The sequence below is a fragment of the Tatumella saanichensis genome, assembly GCF_000439375.1.
In the GTDB taxonomy this organism is placed as follows: Bacteria; Pseudomonadota; Gammaproteobacteria; order Enterobacterales; family Enterobacteriaceae; genus Tatumella; species Tatumella saanichensis.
Genome location: NZ_ATMI01000035.1, coordinates 68,658 through 83,769, shown reverse-complemented (window position 1 = coordinate 83,769; position 15,112 = coordinate 68,658). Strand labels below are relative to the sequence as shown.

The window sequence follows — 15,112 nt, the reverse complement described above, 5'->3', positions numbered from 1 at the left end:
GCAGGTCAGTGGCTGAATAGACGCTGTAAGGTGTCCAGCAGGTGACTGGCACTGTAATAATCCATACGGAAGTTATCATTACCCAACGAATAGACCTGTTTATCCCGCACGGCTGCCGCCTGCATCAGAAAGCGGTTATTCTGTACTTGCTGCACGGCTTGTTCCCCGCTGGCAAACAACAACCAACTTTTTCCGTTCAGCCCTTCAGCGACCTGCTCACCACTCAGCTGAATAATATCCTCGCGCTGGCCCATACTGGTGTTACCGCGCACCGTCTCCGGCGGCACCGCTAGGCTGAACCCCAGTTCCTGTAGCAATTTTCCTTGGGCTGACGCCGCCGTCCAGAGATTGACCTCACGGCCCTCACCGTTCCACACCATTGCCGAGACCGGCTGTGGTGGCAGGGCTAACCGTGGCTTAAGCGAACTGACACGCTGTTCAAAACCGGAAATTCTCTCAGTCGCCTGCTGTTCATGGCCGGTTGCCTGCCCAAGCAAAGTGATGATCTGCTGCCAGCTTTTATCCGCGTAGTTAACTACCAGCACCGGCGCAATCGCCTGCAGCTGACTGAGCTGCCGTATCGCGCTGTCATAGCCGCTGCTGCTGACAATGATTAAATCTGGAGCCGCGGCGGCCACACTCTCGGCACTGACTTCACCAATGTATAGACGCTGGACATCACGCTGGCGTGCAATATCCCCCCACTGACGCAAAAAACCCTGATTATCGGCAAAGCGGCTATCCGGAGCGGTGGCCCCACTGGCCACCACCGGGGCATCGATAGCCAGTAAGCTCCCGGTCAGGGTGACACTGGTCGAGACAATTCGCTGCGGGGGCTGGTTCAGGGTGAGGGTTTCACCGTCATTACTGACTGCCCTGGGCCAGCCTTGTGCTGCGCTGGCCTGTCCCATTACGCTAAATAATAGCCATAGCAGCCCTATCCACCGCGCTTTCTGTCCTGACAACATGATGATTTCTCCGTTTCTTTGCGCCTTCGGTTTTCTCTACAACCGGAAAAAGGTGGCAGACTCTCCGATTGACAGTTTGCTGCGTTCCGGTTAGTTTACCCAATAATACAAATGATAATCATTCTTAATCACCTTATCATTCAGGATTTTATTATGGTAGAAAAGGATCGGATTGAAAATCCCTGTTTTCATGAATTTCCCTCCCTCGGTGGGCGTTTTCTGTTTACCTCGCCACACAGAAGCTTGTTAACCGACGGGTGTTTCCGAAGATTGCCGCAACCACTGGCCGGCTATCAGGCGTCTGATGGCTTTCCTCCAGAGATAGCTGATGCGTTACACCAGGCACGGGCATCGGGGATCGGCCATCCAGTAGTGGTTGGGGCGATCCCCTTTGACCCGCAGCAACCTGCGGAGTTATTTATTCCTCAACATACCCGCTATATTGAACGCACACAGCTGGTGGCCGTGGCAGAGAATAGCAATACCGCCAAGGGACCAACGGCTGCGGCCTCACGTCTGATCCCCGCACAACCCGAGTTTATGGCGATGGTCAGTGAGGCTGTCGCCGCGATGGAACGGGGCGAGGCAGAAAAAGTGGTGCTGTCGCGACTGCGGGAAATCGACTGTACAGAGACTGTGGACAGTGACGTATTGATGTCACAGTTGGTACGTCAGAATCCACACAATTACCATTTTCATGTACCGCTGAGCAGTGGCGCTGTACTGGCTGGGGCTAGCCCGGAATTGTTAATCAGCAAGCATGGTAGACAGTTTAGCTCCTGTCCGCTGGCGGGGTCTGCGGGACGTCACCCTAACCCACTACAGGATAAAGAGACCGGCCAGCAACTGCTGCACTCAGAAAAAGATCGCCGTGAACATCAGTTGGTCACTGATGCTATGCGCCAGACATTGCAACCGATCAGCGACAGCCTGAGCGTTCCCTCAACACCACGCTTGGCGAGTACCGCCAGTCTTTGGCATCTGGCCACCGACATCGAAGGAACCCTGAAATCCCCCCAACAGACGGCGCTATCACTGGCACTGTTACTGCATCCCACCCCGGCCCTGAGCGGTTTCCCGCATCAGCAAGCCCTAGCATTGATCCACTCGCTAGAACCTTTCAACCGTGGGATGTTTGGTGGCATTGTCGGCTGGTGTGATGACCAAGGGAATGGGGAATGGGTCGTCACTATCCGTTGCGCCACGGTGCAGGCACAGCGTCTGACTCTATTTGCCGGCGCAGGCATCATTCCGGCCTCTGACCCTTTATCTGAATGGCACGAAACCGGTATTAAACTCAGCACCATGCTACGGGCTGTAGGCTGTAACCAGGAGATAACCCAATGATTGTTCCTTATACCCGTTGGCCCGACGATCTGGCCACCTGCTATCGCCGTAAGGGTTACTGGCTCGATCTGCCACTGACCGATATCAGCGACCGGCAGCGTAATAATCCGGCTGTAGCCATCCGCGATCAGCAGACGGTATTGACTTATCAGCAGTTGGCGACGAACAGTGATCAGCTGGCTGCCTGCCTGCAACGTGCCGGCCTGAAAAAAGGGGATACTGCCTTAGTACAATTAGCCAATCAGTGTGAATTTTATGTGGTGTTTTTCGCGCTACTGAAACTAGGGGTAGCCCCGGTGAATGCCCTGTTCAGCCATCAGCGCAGCGAACTGCTCGCTTATGCGCAACAGATAGACCCAGTATTACTGATTGCCGACCGACAGCATCCGCTATTTCAGGATGAACAATTTCTGACGCAGTTTACACAACAGGTGCCCTCTCTACGTCAGGTTTTTATGCACCACGCCCTTCCTGGCGACCAAAGTCTGGCTGATGCCAGCCAGTGTCCGGCTGAAAATTTCAGGGCTGACCCGTCAGCCGCGGATGAGGTCGCGTTTTTCCAGTTGTCCGGCGGCAGTACCGGCACACCAAAACTGATCCCACGCACCCATAACGATTATTACTACAGCATCCGTGGTAGCGTTGAGATCTGTGGCTTTGACCGTGATACCCGTTACCTCTGTGCCTTGCCTGTTGCCCATAACTATCCGATGAGTTCCCCCGGCTGCTTAGGGGTATTTTATGCCGGAGGGCTAGCAGTGATGGCCAATGACCCAAGCGCTACGATCTGTTTCCCACTGATTGAACAGCATGCGATTACAGTCACGGCGTTAGTCCCCCCGGCAGTTAGCCTTTGGCTACAATCGGTGGCCGAACTCGGTCACGCGCGCCCCTTGGCATCGCTAAAACTCCTACAGGTCGGAGGCCAGCGCCTCAGCGAAGCTCTGGCCACTCGGGTGGTGAACGATATCGGCTGTCAGTTACAGCAGGTGTTCGGCATGGCAGAAGGTCTGGTGAACTATACCCGCCTTGATGATCCGCTGTCGGTGATCCTCACCACCCAAGGACGACCAATTTCACAGGATGATGAGATCTGTATCGTCGATGAACAGGGTATGCCGGTGCCGCTAGGCGAAACCGGACGACTCATGACCCGTGGTCCCTATACCTTCCGCGGATATTACTGTCAGCCGGAATACAACAATCGCTGTTTTGATGAGCACGGCTTTTACTGCTCCGGCGATCTGGTGTCCTTGACTCCTGACGGCAATATTTGCGTACAGGGGCGTGAGAAAGATCAGATTAACCGCGGCGGTGAAAAAATTGCCGCCGAGGAGATAGAAAATCTGCTGCAACGCCATCCGCAGATCATCCATACCGCGCTGGTCTCCATGAGCGATGAACTGATGGGTGAAAAGAGTTGCGCCTTTATCGTCGCCACGATGCCACTTAAACCGGCTCAGTTGCGCCGCTATTTACGCGAACAAGGAGTCGCGGAATTCAAACTTCCTGATCGGGTGGTTCAGCAGCAATCCCTGCCTCTGACACCGGTAGGTAAAGTCGATAAGAAAGCCCTACGCCACTGGCTGGCACAACAACAAACGCAACCGGAACAGGCCCGGTAAACGGAGTTTTTATGAGTATCCCGAACGCTGAATCTTACCCACTGCCACAGGCAGACGAACTGATAGCGAATAAAGTCAATTGGCCTTTCGAGCCTGGACGGGCAGCTTTATTGATCCACGATATGCAGAACTATTTCCTGAAATTTTGGGGTTCCGATAGCTCGTTGGTGAGTCAGGTTGTCGCTAATATCGCTCGCCTGCGCCAGCAATGTGATGCACTGGGTATCCCTGTATTTTATACCGCCCAGCCAGCCCAACAGAGTGCAGAAGACCGCGCACTGCTCAACGATATGTGGGGACCGGGTTTGAATCGTCACCCGCAGGAGCAGCAGGTAGTGGCCGAACTAATGCCACGACCAGAGGACAAGGTACTGACCAAATGGCGCTACAGTGCTTTTCAGCGCTCTTCGCTGGAACAGCAACTAAAAGAGTTGGGCCGCGACCAGTTATTGATCACCGGCGTGTATGCGCATATCGGCTGCTTGACGACGGCCACCGATGCCTTTATGCGCGACATTAAGCCCTTTATGGTAGCGGATGCACTGGCGGATTTTAGCCGGGACGATCATCTGATGGCGCTAAAATACACCGCTGGCCGCTGTGGTAAGGTGGTGTTTTGCGAGGAATTACTGCTGTTACCAAGCAGTAAATCGGCCCTCAGGGAATTAGTACTGCCATTACTGGAAGATGATGATCATCCCCAAGACGATGATAACCTAATCGATTATGGCCTAGATTCAGTACGGGTGATGGCATTGGCCGCACGCTGGCGTCAGGCAATCCCGACGATGGATTTTATGACGTTAGCAAAACAGCCTTCAATTGATGGCTGGTGGGCGCTACTGTCACAGGGAGACCAGCGATGATCCCAGGTCAGGATTTTAGCGGCAAGATTGTCTGGGTGACCGGCGCCGGCCAAGGAATTGGCTATCATACGGCGCTGGCCTTCCATAATGCTGGCGCTGAGGTCATCGGGTTTGATCTGCGTTTTCCGCAACCGAAGATGCCGTTTCGCTGTGAAATCTTGGATGTCGCCGAGCCGCAGCAGGTGCGGACTTGCTGCCAGAAGGTGTTGGCGGAGATCCCGCGTCTCGACGTGCTGGTGAATGCCGCCGGGATCCTGCGGATCGGTGATACCGATCAGCTCAGTTTTGCCGACTGGCAGGCCTGCCTGAACGTCAATGCTGGCGGTGCCTTTAACCTGTTTCAGCAAACCCTGCCCCAATTCCGGGCGCAGCAACAGGGGGCAATTGTGACCGTCGCCTCAAATGCCGCCCATGCGCCACGTCTGGGGATGTCAGCCTACGGGGCCTCGAAAGCCGCATTACGCAGCCTCTGTTTAACGGTGGGGTTGGAAATGGCACCGCACGGGGTACGCTGTAATATCGTCTCGCCTGGCTCCACGGATACCGATATGCAGCGGAGTCTGTGGCACACACCGCAGGCGGAGCAGCAGACGATTGAGGGTTTTCCAGAACAATTTAAGCTCGGCATACCACTAAAGAAGATTGCGCAGCCGCAGGAGATTGCCAATACCATCCTGTTCCTCGCCTCTGACCAAGCGAGCCACATTGTCTTGCAAGATATCGTGGTCGATGGCGGTGCGACCTTGGGAGCCTGATCATGACGGTGTTATGGAAACGCCCTATCAGCCTAGATGCCCTCAACGCCTTAGGGCAACAGTGCTTGGTCAGTCATTTAGGGATCCGCTTTACCGAGGTGGGCGATCAGCACCTGTTGGCAATGATGCCGGTGGATGAACGTACCCGACAGCCCTTTGGCCTATTACATGGCGGAGCCTCAGTGGTGCTAGCGGAATCGATGGGATCCTTGGCCGGTTGGCTGACCTGTGAGGAAGGCTATGCGGTTGTGGGGATCGAGGTCAGTGCCAGTCATCACCGGGCAGTCACCGGCGGGGAAGTGACAGGTAGGTGCTATCCGTTACATCTCGGGTCCCAGCTCCAGGTCTGGCAGACGGAGATCCGTAACCCGCGTGGTAAGTTATGCTGTACCGCTCGCCTGACCCTATCGATACAGGGATGATCGTTAGCCATAAAAAAACCGGGCAATAAGCCCGGTTCTGGTTTCGCTATCACACGAAGGATCCTTGACGATCAACGCTGATAGATGATTTCCACACCTTCATCATCGTCTTCGTCCCAGTCATCCCAGTCTTCATCATCTTCTTCTTCCACTGCCGCGCTGTTCTCCAGCGTCTCACGATGGTAGTCGTCCCACATGAATTCGACTTTTTCAGGCTGTTTCTCTTCGAGCTCTGCTTCCTTCGGATTCGCATTAATAAAGCTCATCACGTCCCAGCACAGGGCATTTACACCGTCACGGCTGGCAGCAGAGATCAAGTAGTACTTATCTTCCCAGCCCAGCGCTTCTGCAATCGCTTTGGCACGGCTTTCGGCTTCTTCTTTATCCAGCAGGTCAGTTTTATTGAATACCAACCAGCGCGGCTTCTGGTACAGCTTATCGCTGTATTTTTCCAGCTCACCGAGAATAATCCGTGCGTTCTCTACTGGGTCAGACTCATCGATAGGCGCAATGTCGATCAAGTGTAACAGAACGCGGCAACGCTCCAGGTGTTTCAGGAAGCGGATCCCTAAACCGGCACCGTCAGCAGCGCCTTCGATAAGCCCTGGGATATCTGCCACCACAAAGCTCTGCTCATGGTCCATACGGACTACGCCTAGGCTCGGTACCAGAGTGGTAAATGGATAATCGGCCACTTTCGGTTTTGCGGCGGAGACAGAACGGATAAAGGTTGATTTACCGGCATTCGGTAGGCCCAGCATACCAACGTCTGCCAGCAGCATCAGCTCCAGCTGCAGGTCACGTTTCTCACCTGGGGTGCCCATGGTTTTCTGGCGTGGAGTACGGTTCACAGAGGATTTAAAGCGGGTATTCCCCAAACCGTGCCAGCCACCTTTCGCCACCATCAGACGTTGTTCGTGACGAGTCATATCGCCCATGGTTTCACCGGTATCTTGATCGATGATACGGGTACCGACCGGTACTTTGACGACCACATCTTTACCGCGCTTACCGGTGCAGTCACGACTCTGGCCGTTCTGGCCACGCTCTGCACGGAAGGCTTTTTCAAAGCGATAGTCAATCAGGGTATTCAGGTTCTCGTCGGCCACCAGCCAAACGTCACCACCATCACCGCCGTCGCCACCATCCGGGCCACCTTTAGGGATATATTTTTCCCGACGGAAGCTGACGCAACCATTACCGCCGTCGCCGGCTACCACCAGGATTGTCGCTTCATCAACAAACTTCATCTTTCTTCTCCGTCACTCTTGCGCCTGCAGCGTTATCGCTCTGCAAACGGGCCCGCCAGGGTCGGCTCTGCTGACCTGCGGCGGATAAGACCGGCAATATCGTCGGTCATTTTGAATTCTTGGGTATTTCTCAGTTTACAGCATTCTGCCCAGGGATGCGGGGTTTCTGGTGCATACCGCAGAATGTAAAAAGCCCCGCACAAGCTGCGGGGCTTTAATTCGGTAAGTCAGGCTGCCAGAAGACGGCCCGGGTCTTGCCCTAATTACTCAGCAACGATGCTGACGTATTTACGGTTATCAGGACCTTTAACTTCGAATTTGATCTGACCGTCTGCAGTGGCAAACAGGGTGTGGTCACGACCACAACCTACGTTAGCACCAGCGTGGAACTTAGTTCCGCGCTGACGAACGATGATGCTACCCGCCAGTACAGTTTCGCCGCCAAAGCGTTTTACGCCCAGACGTTTTGCGTTGGAATCGCGACCGTTACGTGTGGAGCCGCCAGCCTTTTTATGAGCCATTTGTCAAATCTCCTATTAAGCGCTGATGCCAGTGATCTTCACATCAGTGAACCACTGACGGTGACCCTGCTGCTTACGGTGGTGTTTACGACGACGAAACTTAACAATCTTAATTTTCTCGCCACGACCGTGAGCAACGACTTCAGCTTTGATAACACCACCAGAAACCAGTGGCGCACCAATGGTAACTTCTTCGCCGTTTGCAATCATCAGAACCTGGTCAAACTCAACAGTTTCACCGGTTGCGATGTCAAGCTTTTCCAGGCGAACGGTCTGACCTTCGCTTACTCGGTGTTGTTTACCACCACTTTGGAAAACCGCGTACATATAAACTCCGCTTCTGCGCTAGCCCTTAAGATAAAATCAGGCGGCGCTATAAATATTCACAATAGGGCGCGAATTCTACGCAAATATCCGACAGAAGACAAGCCCACTTTGCGCTGTATTGCAGAAAAAAAACACAGGGCACAGCTGGGTGTTTCCTGCTAAGGTTTTTCAAGTACAATGGAGCACTGGCGTATTGTGCATCCTGCCCGCAGCTGCCATGACGGCCTACAGTGAAATTTATTCAGATACAGCCCGATACAGAATATCTGAGCACTCTTGTTTAAAACGCCCTATGATGGCTAAAACCGGGTCAAAACTGAACAGACGTATGAACTTAGAACAAATCACAGAACTCACCTCTGCCGATATGGCGGCCGTCAACCAGACGATCCTCGACCAACTCGATTCCGATGTGGCACTGATCAGTCAACTGGGACATTACATTGTCAGCGGTGGTGGTAAACGTATTCGTCCGATGATTGCGGTACTGTCTGCGAGAGCACTCGGCTACCAAGGTGATCAGCATGTTCTCAACGCTGCCCTGATCGAATTTATCCATACCGCGACACTGCTGCATGATGATGTGGTCGATGAGTCCGATATGCGTCGTGGTAAAGCGACAGCCAATGCGGCATTCGGTAATGCGGCCAGCGTGCTGGTCGGTGACTTTATCTACACCCGTGCTTTCCAGATGATGACTGCCCTAGGATCCTTAAAGATCCTCGCGCTGATGTCAGAAGCGGTAAACGTGATTTCCGAAGGGGAAGTATTACAGTTGATGAACTGTAATGACCCGGATATTACCGAAGAGAGCTATATGCGGGTGATCTACAGCAAAACCGCCCGTCTATTTGAAGCCGCAGCTCAGACGTCAGCCATCCTCTCACAGGCCGATGAGGCTCAGGAGCAGGCGTTACGTGATTACGGACGTTATATCGGGACTGCTTTCCAGTTGATCGATGATCTGCTGGACTACAGCGCTGGCAGCGATTCTTTGGGTAAAAATACCGGTGATGACCTGAGTGAAGGTAAACCGACCCTGCCCCTGCTGCACGCGATGCGTCACGGAACACCTGAGCAGTCAGCAATGATCCGTCAGGCCATTGAACAAGGTAACGGACGTCATCTGCTGGAGCAGGTTCAGGAAACCATGAGCCAATGCGGCTCATTGGAATGGACCCGTCAGCGTGCCGAAGAGGAAGCGGATAAGGCGATTGCTGCACTGCAGTGCCTACCGGAGTCTCCGTGGCGTGACGCGCTGGAATCCCTGGCCCATATGTCAGTTCAGCGCGATCATTAATCAGGATCCTGCTCGCCCTGAGCAGGATCAATAAAGATCCCAGGCTCCATCCGGAAGACTCACCGACCCCGTGCCTGTGGTCGGTGTGTGACAGCCTTCTTAATAACGTCTGATGTTCCAATTCATTTTCCAATAAAACTGGGACAGACCGCGGATATCTGTAATCTTTAGGTGTTTTTAGGAAATATTTGGTCTCTTTTTAATATACCTGCCGTTTAAAAAGGTGTAATTTTAACCTATAAAACGAAGTGATATTTCGGGAAAGGATCCCGCCATCTGAAAAGGAGAATAAGATGACCCGACCACACACGGACTGGCATACGGCAGATATCATTGCAGCACTTAGGAAAAAAGGCACTTCACTTGCGGAAGTCTCACGCAATGCAGGCTTGAGCTCATCAACGCTGGCTAATGCACTTTCCCGCCCATGGCCGAAGGGCGAGTGGCTAATCGCCCGCGCTATCAATATTCATCCCGCAGAAATCTGGCCAAGCCGCTACTACGATCCGCTCACCGACGAGTTAATGGATCGCGAAAAACTGATGCGCCACCTGCCACGTGATACAGCTCTCGGAAAGCCCCCTCAAAAGTAATGCTGACCCGGTTAACGGTAGAGACAATTCGTAGGCAATAAAAAACCCGAGCAGGTGCTCGGGCTGGGTGATGATTCGGTCGCTCCGCCACTATTAGTCGTGGGGATGTTCCTCTTCACCATGGATACGTTCGATATGCGCACCTAACCCACGCAGTTTATCTTCGATACGCTCATAACCACGGTCAATGTGGTAAATACGGTCTACCAAGGTCTCACCATTGGCGATACATCCGGCCAGTACTAAGCTAGCAGACGCGCGTAGGTCGGTCGCCATGACCTGAGCACCGGACAGCTTCTCTACACCGTGGCAGATAGCAGTATTACTTTCGATTTCTGCGTGTGCGCCCATACGGATCAGCTCCGGGATGTGCATAAAACGGTTTTCGAAAATAGTTTCAGTGATCACACCGGTCCCTTCCGCGACCAAGTTCAGCAATGTGAACTGTGCCTGCATATCCGTCGGGAAGCCCGGATGTGGCGCAGTGCGGATATTGACGGCTTTCGGACGACGCTCCTGCATATCCAAGCTGATCCAGTCTTCCCCAGTTTCAACCTGTGCACCGGCCTCACGCAATTTCGCCAATACCGCATCCATGGTGTCAGGGCGGGTTTTCCGGCATACCACTTTGCCGCCAGAAATGGCAGCTGCGACCAAGAACGTCCCCGTTTCGATACGATCAGGAACGACCTCGTAGGTCCCCCCACCAAGACGGGCAACACCCTCGATAGTAATTCTGTCGGTCCCTGCACCGCTGATACGGGCACCCAGCGTATTCAAAAACTCAGCTGTGTCGGTAATTTCGGGTTCACGGGCAGCATTCTCAATGACCGTGGTCCCTTCCGCCAAAGTGGCTGCACTCATGATGGTGACTGTCGCCCCTACGCTGACTTTGTCCATCACAATATGGGCTCCTTTCAGACGCCCCTCAACGGAGGCTTTTACATAACCTTCTTCAAGGGTGATACTGGCCCCCAGTTGCTCCAGACCCGTAATGTGCAGGTCAACCGGACGGGCACCAATCGCACACCCCCCTGGCAGCGATACTTGGCCTTGACCAAAGCGGGCAACCAGAGGACCTAACGCCCAAATTGACGCACGCATGGTTTTCACCAAGTCGTAGGGCGCACAGAAGATATTCACACCGCTGGCATCAAGGTGAATGTCACCACGACGCTCAACCTTAGCCCCCAGCTGGCTCAGCAGCTTCATCGTGGTATCAATGTCGCGCAAGGCAGGAACATTTTTGATGACTACCGGTTCTTCTGCCAATAATGCAGCGAACAGAATAGGTAGTGCGGCATTTTTTGCCCCGGAAATGGTAACTTCACCACTTAAGCGGGTCGGACCCTGCACTCGAAATTTATCCATTAACACGGCTCTCAATTAACATTCATCAAAGGCTACAGCCTGCCGGCAAAATCATGCCGTCAGATTCAGAAACCATTCAGTTTACGATCACGGGCCCATTCAGCCGGCGTATAAGTTTTGATAGACAATGCGTGGATACGGTTATCCGCAATGTATTCCATCAGCGGTGCATAGACAGTCTGTTGTTTTTTAACCCGACTCATGGGTTCAAAAATGTCACCTACGGCAATCACCTGGAAATGGCTTCCGTCACCGCTCACATGGACTTCTTCCAGCGATAACGCCTGCATCAATACTGCCTGAATCTCGTTATTTTCCATTGCTTTCAGCTTCCGCTTATCATAATCAGCCAATATCTTAGTAGAAACCGGCGTTATCTTAAATACACAAAAGCCCCTGCCGGAAGCGGGGGCTTAACCTGACAGGGGCTTAATTCAGCAGCTTTCTACTGAAGAAACAATTATCTGTTGCAGATTATACAGGGTGATCAACGACTGTAATTTATCAGAGATGCCGACAAAGCTTACACTGCTACCTTGTCGGGTAGCCGCATCCTGCAGATGGACCAGCAGGGCCAGCCCGGCAGAATCGACACGGCTCAGCCCGCTGACATCGATGATACTGATCCCCTGTGCGGCGCTGTCGCGCGCTGTCCAGAGTGGCTGTAGGGTCTCATGATCCAGCTTACCGTTCAGGTGCAGTACCGCATCACGGCTCTGCCAGTGCAGTGCGTCACTCATGAGCCGGACTGTTGTGGCTGCTGCTGATCCAGGGAGATCGGCTGCGCCGCATACTGTTTCAACTGGGCCGTCAATGCATCGATACCCTGAGTCCGCAGCAGATCACCCCATTGGCTCTGCTTGGTGGTGATCATACTGATGCCTTCTGCCACCATGTCATAAGCCTGCCAAGCACCGGTACGGCTGTTTTTACGCCATTGGAAATCAAGACGCACTGGCGGACGCCCATTTGGGTCGATAATAGTGACACGGATGGCTACTAGGTCCGCGTTGCCTAATGGACGTGCTGGTTCAATCTGGTAGGTCTGCCCGTGATATAACGCCAAAGCCTGACCATAAGCCTGCTCCAGGTAATCGCCGAAAGCTTTATAATAGGCATCACGTTGTGCTGGCGTGGCTTGGTTATAGAAACGTCCCAATACCAGCGCACCGGCATATTTGACCTGTACGTAAGGCATCAACTCTTCATGCACCACCTGACGCAGGTAGTCTGGGTTCTGCTTAATCTTCGCCTGATCGTTTTTTAGACGGCTGAAGGTTTTCTGGGCCGCTTCATTCATCAAAGTATAAGGGTTACTCTGATCGACCGAAGTCGTAGCAGGTGCTTCAGCCGCTTGAGCGACGACCGGTAATGCCGTAGCCAGCAGAGTAGCCAGCGCTAAACGTTTAAACAGCATAAACTTTCCTCATTAGTGTGTTGGCGCAGGAGCAGCTGCCGGCTCATTGGCATCAGAGGATGCATTCTGGCCTTTGTTACTGTCACCGTTTTTATACAGGAACTGACCAATCAGGTCTTCCAGTACGATGGCGGATTTAGTATCGCGCAACGTATCGCCATTCTTAAGGATAGCAGAACCTAAATCTGGGTCATTGAACCCCAGGTTCAATGCTAAGAACTGTTCGCCGAGTAATCCTTGGGTGCGTACTGCCAGAGAGCTGGTATCCGGGATTTTACCGGCATAGCTGTCATCAATAGCCATAGTGACTTTCGGCGATAAGGTACTGTCATCCAGTGAAATATCCGTCACGCGGCCAATGACGACCCCGCCGATCTCCACCGGTGAATTGACTTTCAGACCGCCGATATTGTCGAAGGTTGCGTAGAGTTTCCAGGTCGGTTCTGTACCAAAAGATTTCAGATTCGCCACCCGCAGACAGAGAAACAGCGCAGCAATCAGTGCCAATAACAAGAAAATCCCTACCCAAATTTCACTTTTTTTACTTTGCATTACGTTAATTCCCAAACATCAGTGCAGTCAGCACAAAATCCAAGCCAAGAATGGCCAGAGACGAATGAACTACCGTGCGGGTAGTGGCGCGGCTGATACCTTCTGAAGTCGGCACGGCGTCATAGCCGTTAAACAGCGCAATCCAAGTGACCGCCACCGCGAACACTAGGCTTTTCACCACGCAATTCACCACGTCGGTGCGGAAATCCACTGCACTCTGCATCGCTGACCAGTAGAAGCCGGCATCGATCCCTTTCCATTCCACTCCGACCAGCGCGCCACCCGCGATACCTACCGCCGTAAACATGATGGCCAGCAATGGCATACTGATCACCCCGGCCCAGAAACGTGGTGCGACCACCCGTCGTAACGGGTCTACCGCCATCATCTCCATACTTGAAAGCTGCTCGGTCGCCTTCATTAGCCCGACTTCAGCGGTCAGTGCTGAACCTGCACGTCCGGCGAACAAGAGTGCGGTGACCACCGGCCCCAGTTCTCGTAACAGTGAAAGCGCCACCAGCATGCCGAGGCTGGTTTCCGCCCCATAGGTTTTCAGGACCAGATATCCCTGTAGGCCCAGCACCATGCCGATAAACAACCCGGAGACCAGAATAATCAGCAGCGATAACACCCCAACACTGTACATTTGGCGCCACACCAGGCGACCATGTTTCAGCGGAGCCGGTTTACCCACTAGCGCATGAAACAGCATCAGTCCTGCACGGCCAAAGGCACTACAACGCCCAATGCCCCAACGTCCTAAGGACGCAACTGCCTGTAACAACATAAAATTAATGCCTCCCGGGGCTAAGCAGATCGGTGCGGTAGTCACCGGCCGGATACCGGAAAGGTACCGGGCCATCTGCATGGCCATCTATAAACTGCCGGACGCGGGGATCCGGGGTTTCCCTTAAGGTTGCTGCGCTGCCCTGTGCAATGATCTGCTGACCCGCCACAATATAAGCATAGTCGGCGATGCTGAGGACTTCAGGTACATCGTGGGAGACCACAATACAGGTCAATCCCAGTGCATGGTTTAGCTCATCAATCAGCTTGACCAGCACCCCCATAGTAATAGGATCCTGCCCGACAAAGGGTTCATCGAACATGATCAGTTCAGGATCTAAGGCAATCGCCCGCGCCAATGCCACACGCCGCGCCATCCCGCCGGACAGTTCCGCCGGGGTGAGGTCTTCTGCCCCGCGCAGACCCACCGCCTCTAACTTCATCATCACTGTGGTATGCAGTAATTCTGCCGGCAACTGAGTATGTTCGCGCAGCGGCCAAGCAACATTTTCATACACGGTCAGGTCGGTGAATAACGCTCCTGACTGAAACAACATGCCCATCTTCTTACGCACGTCATAGAGTTTGCCGCGCGACAATTTCGGGATGTTGTCACCGCGGAAAAAGATATCGCCTTGATCCGGTGCAAGTTGTCCGCCGATAAGACGCAGTAAGGTGGTCTTGCCGATCCCCGAAGGCCCCATAATGGCCGTAATTTTACCTTCAGGTACGGTCAGTGATATATCGTCAAAGATTTTGCGGCTGCCACGGGAGAAGCTGACGCCATGGACTTCTACTAAACCTTTTTGCTGCTTAAGCATACTTATCCCTCAAAGGTCTTCGGGTCGCCAATGTAATATGATGCCAGTTCTGAAGAAAGTACCTTGTCATTTTTACAGAAAATTACCCGCCAGTTTTGTGTAATTCCGTCATAAAATTTACTTTTGCCGTTCTGACAGTCAAAATCAGCGCCAGTGTAGTTCATCTCTGATTGATACGAGGGTATCCACAG

Annotated in this window: 18 protein-coding genes; 7 read left to right on the top strand and 11 right to left on the bottom strand. The window is 53.2% G+C overall.

Annotated elements, in window-relative coordinates:
• Nucleotides 1-5: 5 nt before the first annotated feature.
• Complete coding sequence (gene fepB / locus DW47_RS0110075) at nt 6-968, bottom strand: Fe2+-enterobactin ABC transporter substrate-binding protein (RefSeq protein ID WP_029686314.1); 963 nt, start codon at nt 966-968, stop codon at nt 6-8.
• A gap of 153 nt (nt 969-1,121) precedes the next feature.
• Between fepB and DW47_RS0110070 the strand changes: the two genes are divergently transcribed.
• From DW47_RS0110070 to DW47_RS0110050, 5 genes are read left to right on the top strand one after another with little or no spacing between them, the layout of a single operon-like run.
• Nucleotides 1,122-2,315: an isochorismate synthase gene (locus tag DW47_RS0110070; RefSeq protein WP_029686313.1), complete on the top strand. Its 1,194-nt coding sequence runs from the start codon at nt 1,122-1,124 to the stop codon at nt 2,313-2,315.
• Nucleotides 2,312-3,940, top strand: coding sequence for a (2,3-dihydroxybenzoyl)adenylate synthase (locus DW47_RS0110065; RefSeq protein ID WP_029686312.1), 1,629 nt, complete (start codon nt 2,312-2,314; stop codon nt 3,938-3,940). The genes DW47_RS0110070 and DW47_RS0110065 overlap by 4 nt, the downstream gene beginning before the upstream one ends.
• An 11-nt stretch (nt 3,941-3,951) precedes the next feature.
• Nucleotides 3,952-4,806, top strand: coding sequence for an isochorismatase family protein (locus DW47_RS0110060; protein ID WP_029686311.1), 855 nt, complete (start codon nt 3,952-3,954; stop codon nt 4,804-4,806).
• Nucleotides 4,803-5,561 (top strand): 2,3-dihydro-2,3-dihydroxybenzoate dehydrogenase, encoded by a 759-nt coding sequence (dhbA, locus tag DW47_RS0110055; RefSeq protein WP_038027506.1) that lies wholly within the window; start codon nt 4,803-4,805, stop codon nt 5,559-5,561. Before DW47_RS0110060 ends, dhbA begins: the two co-directional genes overlap by 4 nt.
• Before the next feature lie 2 nt (nt 5,562-5,563).
• On the top strand, nt 5,564-5,983 hold the full coding sequence (locus DW47_RS0110050) for a hotdog fold thioesterase (RefSeq protein WP_029686309.1): 420 nt from the start codon (nt 5,564-5,566) through the stop codon (nt 5,981-5,983).
• A gap of 71 nt (nt 5,984-6,054) precedes the next feature.
• Here DW47_RS0110050 and cgtA read toward each other — a convergent pair whose 3' ends face one another.
• From cgtA to rplU, 3 genes are all read right to left on the bottom strand, one after another.
• Nucleotides 6,055-7,233 (bottom strand): Obg family GTPase CgtA, encoded by a 1,179-nt coding sequence (cgtA, locus tag DW47_RS0110045; RefSeq protein ID WP_029686308.1) that lies wholly within the window; start codon nt 7,231-7,233, stop codon nt 6,055-6,057.
• 263 nt (nt 7,234-7,496) lie between these two features.
• Nucleotides 7,497-7,754: a 50S ribosomal protein L27 gene (gene rpmA, locus DW47_RS0110040; RefSeq protein ID WP_029686307.1), complete on the bottom strand. Its 258-nt coding sequence runs from the start codon at nt 7,752-7,754 to the stop codon at nt 7,497-7,499.
• Nucleotides 7,755-7,769: 15 nt separating this feature from the next.
• Nucleotides 7,770-8,081, bottom strand: a complete 312-nt coding sequence (gene rplU / locus DW47_RS0110035) for a 50S ribosomal protein L21 (RefSeq protein WP_029686306.1) — start codon at nt 8,079-8,081, stop codon at nt 7,770-7,772.
• 328 nt (nt 8,082-8,409) lie between these two features.
• Here rplU and ispB point away from each other — a divergent pair, with 328 nt between their 5' ends.
• Complete coding sequence (ispB, locus tag DW47_RS0110030; protein WP_029686305.1) at nt 8,410-9,381, top strand: octaprenyl diphosphate synthase; 972 nt, start codon at nt 8,410-8,412, stop codon at nt 9,379-9,381.
• 293 nt (nt 9,382-9,674) lie between these two features.
• Nucleotides 9,675-9,974 carry a helix-turn-helix domain-containing protein gene (locus tag DW47_RS0110025; RefSeq protein WP_029686304.1) on the top strand — a complete coding sequence of 100 codons (300 nt, stop codon included), beginning with the start codon at nt 9,675-9,677 and terminating at the stop codon, nt 9,972-9,974.
• A 93-nt stretch (nt 9,975-10,067) separates the two neighbouring features.
• On the opposite strand, the gene murA is transcribed toward DW47_RS0110025, so the two are convergent.
• From murA to mlaF, 7 genes are all read right to left on the bottom strand, one after another.
• Nucleotides 10,068-11,345, bottom strand: a complete 1,278-nt coding sequence (murA, locus tag DW47_RS0110020) for a UDP-N-acetylglucosamine 1-carboxyvinyltransferase (protein ID WP_029686303.1) — start codon at nt 11,343-11,345, stop codon at nt 10,068-10,070.
• A gap of 65 nt (nt 11,346-11,410) precedes the next feature.
• Complete coding sequence (gene ibaG, locus DW47_RS0110015; RefSeq protein ID WP_029686302.1) at nt 11,411-11,665, bottom strand: BolA family iron metabolism protein IbaG; 255 nt, start codon at nt 11,663-11,665, stop codon at nt 11,411-11,413.
• A 114-nt stretch (nt 11,666-11,779) separates the two neighbouring features.
• Nucleotides 11,780-12,085, bottom strand: coding sequence for a lipid asymmetry maintenance protein MlaB (mlaB, locus tag DW47_RS0110010; protein WP_029686301.1), 306 nt, complete (start codon nt 12,083-12,085; stop codon nt 11,780-11,782).
• Complete coding sequence (mlaC, locus tag DW47_RS0110005) at nt 12,082-12,762, bottom strand: phospholipid-binding protein MlaC (protein WP_029686300.1); 681 nt, start codon at nt 12,760-12,762, stop codon at nt 12,082-12,084. Before mlaC ends, mlaB begins: the two co-directional genes overlap by 4 nt.
• 12 nt (nt 12,763-12,774) lie before the next feature.
• Complete coding sequence (gene mlaD / locus DW47_RS0110000) at nt 12,775-13,314, bottom strand: outer membrane lipid asymmetry maintenance protein MlaD (RefSeq protein ID WP_029686299.1); 540 nt, start codon at nt 13,312-13,314, stop codon at nt 12,775-12,777.
• Between the two features lie 4 nt (nt 13,315-13,318).
• Nucleotides 13,319-14,101, bottom strand: a complete 783-nt coding sequence (gene mlaE / locus DW47_RS0109995; protein WP_029686298.1) for a lipid asymmetry maintenance ABC transporter permease subunit MlaE — start codon at nt 14,099-14,101, stop codon at nt 13,319-13,321.
• A 4-nt stretch (nt 14,102-14,105) separates the two neighbouring features.
• A complete protein-coding gene (gene mlaF / locus DW47_RS0109990; RefSeq protein ID WP_029686297.1) occupies nt 14,106-14,921 on the bottom strand; it encodes a phospholipid ABC transporter ATP-binding protein MlaF in 816 nt (271 codons plus the stop codon).
• Between the last annotated feature and the right edge of the window lie 191 nt (nt 14,922-15,112).

What these genes read in the sequence shown, in the direction of transcription:
- fepB (WP_029686314.1), bottom strand. Translation starts at nt 968, where the DNA reads ATGTTGTCAGGACAGAAAGCGCGGTGGATAGGGCTGCTATGGCTATTA.
- DW47_RS0110070 (WP_029686313.1), top strand. Translation starts at nt 1,122, where the DNA reads ATGGTAGAAAAGGATCGGATTGAAAATCCCTGTTTTCATGAATTTCCC.
- DW47_RS0110065 (WP_029686312.1), top strand. Translation starts at nt 2,312, where the DNA reads ATGATTGTTCCTTATACCCGTTGGCCCGACGATCTGGCCACCTGCTAT.
- DW47_RS0110060 (WP_029686311.1), top strand. Translation starts at nt 3,952, where the DNA reads ATGAGTATCCCGAACGCTGAATCTTACCCACTGCCACAGGCAGACGAA.
- dhbA (WP_038027506.1), top strand. Translation starts at nt 4,803, where the DNA reads ATGATCCCAGGTCAGGATTTTAGCGGCAAGATTGTCTGGGTGACCGGC.
- DW47_RS0110050 (WP_029686309.1), top strand. Translation starts at nt 5,564, where the DNA reads ATGACGGTGTTATGGAAACGCCCTATCAGCCTAGATGCCCTCAACGCC.
- cgtA (WP_029686308.1), bottom strand. Translation starts at nt 7,233, where the DNA reads ATGAAGTTTGTTGATGAAGCGACAATCCTGGTGGTAGCCGGCGACGGC.
- rpmA (WP_029686307.1), bottom strand. Translation starts at nt 7,754, where the DNA reads ATGGCTCATAAAAAGGCTGGCGGCTCCACACGTAACGGTCGCGATTCC.
- rplU (WP_029686306.1), bottom strand. Translation starts at nt 8,081, where the DNA reads ATGTACGCGGTTTTCCAAAGTGGTGGTAAACAACACCGAGTAAGCGAA.
- ispB (WP_029686305.1), top strand. Translation starts at nt 8,410, where the DNA reads ATGAACTTAGAACAAATCACAGAACTCACCTCTGCCGATATGGCGGCC.
- DW47_RS0110025 (WP_029686304.1), top strand. Translation starts at nt 9,675, where the DNA reads ATGACCCGACCACACACGGACTGGCATACGGCAGATATCATTGCAGCA.
- murA (WP_029686303.1), bottom strand. Translation starts at nt 11,345, where the DNA reads ATGGATAAATTTCGAGTGCAGGGTCCGACCCGCTTAAGTGGTGAAGTT.
- ibaG (WP_029686302.1), bottom strand. Translation starts at nt 11,665, where the DNA reads ATGGAAAATAACGAGATTCAGGCAGTATTGATGCAGGCGTTATCGCTG.
- mlaB (WP_029686301.1), bottom strand. Translation starts at nt 12,085, where the DNA reads ATGAGTGACGCACTGCACTGGCAGAGCCGTGATGCGGTACTGCACCTG.
- mlaC (WP_029686300.1), bottom strand. Translation starts at nt 12,762, where the DNA reads ATGCTGTTTAAACGTTTAGCGCTGGCTACTCTGCTGGCTACGGCATTA.
- mlaD (WP_029686299.1), bottom strand. Translation starts at nt 13,314, where the DNA reads ATGCAAAGTAAAAAAAGTGAAATTTGGGTAGGGATTTTCTTGTTATTG.
- mlaE (WP_029686298.1), bottom strand. Translation starts at nt 14,101, where the DNA reads ATGTTGTTACAGGCAGTTGCGTCCTTAGGACGTTGGGGCATTGGGCGT.
- mlaF (WP_029686297.1), bottom strand. Translation starts at nt 14,921, where the DNA reads ATGCTTAAGCAGCAAAAAGGTTTAGTAGAAGTCCATGGCGTCAGCTTC.